This is a genomic window from Mycolicibacterium arseniciresistens, assembly GCF_030519285.1.
Taxonomy (GTDB): domain Bacteria; phylum Actinomycetota; class Actinomycetes; order Mycobacteriales; family Mycobacteriaceae; genus Mycobacterium; species Mycobacterium arseniciresistens.
Window position 1 is genome coordinate 1 of the sequence record NZ_JAUMSQ010000211.1, and the last position, 4,228, is coordinate 4,228.

A 4,228-nucleotide genomic window follows, 5' to 3' on the forward strand; every position below is an offset into this window, starting at 1 on the left:
GCCGCGCTCCTGCGCCTGGGCCGCGGCGGCCTTGGCGAAGTCGGCCAGACCGCTCGGCGCCGCCACCGGTGCGACGGCGGGCGCGGGGGCGGCCTCGACGGTGACGTTGAACAGGAAGCCGACCGACTCCTCCTTCAGCGCGTCGAGCATGCCCTTGAACATGTCGTAGCCCTCGCGCTGGTACTCGACCACCGGGTCGCGCTGGGCCATCGCGCGCAGGCCGATGCCCTCGCGCAGGTAGTCCATCTCGTAGAGGTGTTCGCGCCACTTGCGGTCGATGACATTGAGCAGCACGTTGCGCTCCAGCTGACGCATCGCGCCCTCGCCGGCCATCTCCTCGAGTTGCTTCTCCCGCTCGCCGTAGGCGCGTTCGGCGTCGGCCACGAGCGCGTCGAGCAGCTCTTCACGGGTCAGCTCGCCGGGCTCACCGACAGCATCGGAGTCGACCAGGTCGTGGTGGTCGATGCCGACCGGGTAGAGCGTCTTGAGCGCCTCCCACAGCTTCTCCAGGTCCCAGTCCTCGGCGTAGCCCTCGGCGGTCGCGCCGTCGACGTAGGCGGTGATGACGTCGACGAGCATCTGGTGGGCCTGGTCCTGCAGGTTCTCGCCCTCCAGGATGAGGCGACGTTCCCGGTAGATGACCTTGCGCTGCTGGTTCATCACTTCGTCGTACTTGAGGACGTTCTTGCGGACCTCGAAGTTCTGCTGCTCCACCTGCGTCTGGGCGCTCTTGATGGCGCGGCTGACCATCTTGGCCTCGATCGGCACGTCGTCGGGCAGGTTCAGCCGGTTGAGCAGCGCCTCCAGCGTCTCACCGTTGAACCGCCGCATCAGCTCGTCGCCCAGTGACAGGTAGAACCGGGACTCGCCCGGGTCGCCCTGACGGCCGGAGCGGCCGCGCAGCTGGTTGTCGATGCGGCGCGACTCGTGGCGCTCGGTGCCCAGCACGTACAGCCCGCCGACTTCGATGACGTCCTTGGACTCCTCGACGTGCTCTTCCTTGACCTGCTGCAGCGTCGCCTCCCACGCCGCTTCGTACTCGTCAGGTGTCTCGACCGGGTCGAGACCCTGTTCACGCAGCCGCTTGTCGGCGAGGAAGTCGACGTTGCCGCCGAGCACGATGTCGGTGCCGCGACCGGCCATGTTGGTGGCCACGGTGATCGCGCCGAGCCGGCCGGCCTCGGCGATGATGCCGGCCTCCTGCTCGTGGTACTTGGCGTTGAGCACGTTGTGCGGGATCTTGCGCTTGGTGAACTGGCGCGACAGGTACTCGGAGCGCTCGACGCTGGTGGTGCCGATCAGGACCGGCTGGCCCTTCTCGTAGCGCTCGGAGACGTCGTCGACGACGGCGATGTACTTCGCCTCTTCGGTCTTGTAGATCAGATCCGACTGGTCCTGGCGGACCATCGACCGGTTCGTCGGGATCGAGACCACGCCCAACTTGTAGATCTCGTGCAGCTCGGCGGCCTCGGTCTGGGCGGTGCCGGTCATGCCGGAGAGCTTGTCGTAGAGCCGGAAGTAGTTCTGCAGCGTGATGGTGGCCAGCGTCTGGTTCTCGGCCTTGATCTCGACGTGCTCCTTGGCCTCGATCGCCTGGTGCATGCCCTCGTTGTAGCGGCGGCCGAGCAGGACGCGGCCGGTGAACTCGTCGACGATGAGCACCTCGCCGTTGCGGACGATGTAGTCCTTGTCGCGCTGGAACAGCTCCTTGGCCTTCAGCGCGTTGTTCAGGTAGCTGACCAGCGGCGAGTTGGCGGCCTCGTAGAGGTTCTCGATACCGAGCTGGTCCTCGACGAACTCCACCCCGAGCTCGTGCACGCCCACGGTGCGCTTGCGCAAGTCGACCTCGTAGTGGACGTCCTTCTCCATCAGCGGGACCAGGCGGGCGAACTCCGGGTACCAGTTCGAGGCGCCGTCGGCCGGGCCGGAGATGATCAGCGGCGTGCGGGCCTCGTCGATCAGGATGGAGTCGACCTCGTCGACCACGGCGAAGTTGTGACCGCGCTGCACAAGGTCCTCGAGCGTGTGGGCCATGTTGTCGCGCAGGTAGTCGAAGCCGAACTCGTTGTTGGTGCCGTAGGTGATGTCGGCGGAATACGCCGCCCTGCGTTCATCAGGGGTGAGCCCGGAGAGGATGACGCCGACGTCGAGCCCCAGGAAGCGGTGCACCCGGCCCATCCACTCGGCGTCGCGTTTGGCCAGGTAGTCGTTCACCGTGACGACGTGCACGCCCTTGCCGGACAGCGCGTTGAGGTAGGCGGGCAGCACACAGGTCAGCGTCTTGCCCTCACCGGTCTTCATCTCGGCGACGTTGCCGAAGTGCAGCGCGGCGCCACCCATCACCTGCACGTCGAAGTGCCGCTGGCTGAGCACCCGCCACGCCGCCTCGCGGGCCACGGCGAACGCCTCGGGCAGCAGGTCGTCGAGGTCCTCGCCGTCGGCGATGCGCTTCCTGAACTCGTCGGTCTTGGCCCGCAGCTCGGCGTCAGACAGCTTCTCGACGTCGTCGGACAAGGTGTTGACATAGTCGGCCACCTTCTTCAGGCGCTTGACCATGCGGCCTTCACCGAGACGGAGCAACTTATCGAGCACGGATTTCCCCTGTGGGTTGACGTATCAGACGGAGTCCATGGTAGAGGTCGCGACTGAGAGCTCGGCCCTCCGCGACGTCTTGGACGTCGAAACAACGCCGAGAACCCCGCGACACCGTCGGCGTCACGGGGTTCCCGGCGATCAGGCCGCGGCGGCTCAGGCCAGCCGGATCAAGCCGTAGTCGTAGGCGTGCCTGCGGTACACGACGCACGCGCGGTCGCTGTCCTTGTCGTGGAACAGGAAGAAGTCGTGGCCGACGAGCTCCATCTCGTAGAGCGCGTCGTCGACGGTCATGGGTTTGGCGGGGTGTTCCTTGGTGCGCACGATGCGGCCGGGTTCGTGATCGTCGACCGGGGCGCCGTCGGACACCGGTTCGGCGGCGGACTGGGGCGGGTCCATGGCGGCGGCGAGCGCGGTGGCCTCGGCCACCGACACCGGGCGCTTGTCCCCGTAGTGGATCTTGCGGCGGTCCTTGCTGCGGCGCAGCCGGTTCTCGAGCTTGCTCACGGCGCCTTCGAAGGCGGCGTAGAAGCTGTCCGCGCACGCCTCACCGCGCACCACTGGCCCACGGCCGCGGGCGGTGATCTCCACGTGCTGGCAGTTCTTTCGCTGGCGGCGGTTCTTCTCGTGGTCGAGTTCGACGTCGAAGAGGTAGATGCTGCGGTCGAATCGCTCCAGTCGCTCGAGTTTCTCGGCGACGTAGACGCGGAAGTGATCGGGGATCTCAACGTTGCGGCCGGTGAGGTTGACGTCCGCCTTCGGCTCTGGGGCCGGCTGGTCCTCCTCGACCACCATCGTTCGGTCTGATTCCACGGATTGAATTGACATACTTGGCAACTCGTTTCTCTCGCGCGTCGCACGCAGTGCGTGCCGGGTGGGTCACGATTCGCGCCGCAGGAGAGGGGATTGCAGAGATTTGTTCCGCGACCAGCGGCGCAAGGTGTCGACTACTCACCTCCTACCGTGGTGCGGCGAAGTGGCGCTGACTGCTGAGCGCCGCCGTGAAGGTGTTCACGGGTGGTTGTTTGCGACGGTAGTCGTTGTTCACCCGGTCGTGCCAGTGATTTCGCGCATGTGTTTTCAGTTCTTCACGCGGGGTTGACCCAGGGGTGATCCGGCCCGCCCGTCAGGCGTGCGCCAGCGCGAGCACGGCGAGCACGTGGGCCCCCGCCTCCTGCAGCACGCGGGTCGACTCGGCGGCCGTGGCGCCCGTGGTCACGATGTCGTCGACGAGGACCACGGCTCCGGTGACGGGCCGCAGCAGCCGCACCCGGCCGGCGATGTTGCGCGCCCGGTCGGATCCGGACAACCCGACCGAGTCCCGGGTCCACGCTGTGAGCCGCAGCGCCCGGACGAGGTCGACACCGGGACGTCCGGCGACCGCGATCTGCCCGATCCGGGTGACCGGGTCACCGCCGCGGCGGCGTGCGGCCGCCCCGCGGGTCGGTGCGGGGACGACGGTGACCGGCGCCTCGACGATGCCCCACCGCAGCAGCTGCCCGAGACCCGTCGACAACGCACGGCCCAGCGGCGCGACGAGGTCGGCGCGGCCACGCTCCTTGACGGCGACGACGGCGTGCCGCCGGGCGCCGACGTAGCGACCGAGCGCGAACACCGGCACGCCCGGATCCACCCG

General features: G+C 67.7%; 3 protein-coding genes. All 3 read right to left on the minus strand.

The window, feature by feature from the left end; translation table 11 throughout:
• On the minus strand, positions 1-2,592 hold a 2,592-nt coding region (secA, locus tag Q2100_RS22105), incomplete at its 3' end, for a preprotein translocase subunit SecA (RefSeq protein ID WP_302915782.1).
• Between the two features lie 156 nt (positions 2,593-2,748).
• On the minus strand, positions 2,749-3,420 hold the full coding sequence (hpf, locus tag Q2100_RS22110) for a ribosome hibernation-promoting factor, HPF/YfiA family (protein ID WP_302471839.1): 672 nt from the start codon (positions 3,418-3,420) through the stop codon (positions 2,749-2,751).
• Positions 3,421-3,718: 298 nt separating this feature from the next.
• A partial coding sequence (locus Q2100_RS22115) for a ComF family protein (RefSeq protein ID WP_302915783.1) occupies positions 3,719-4,228 on the minus strand: 510 nt, incomplete at its 5' end.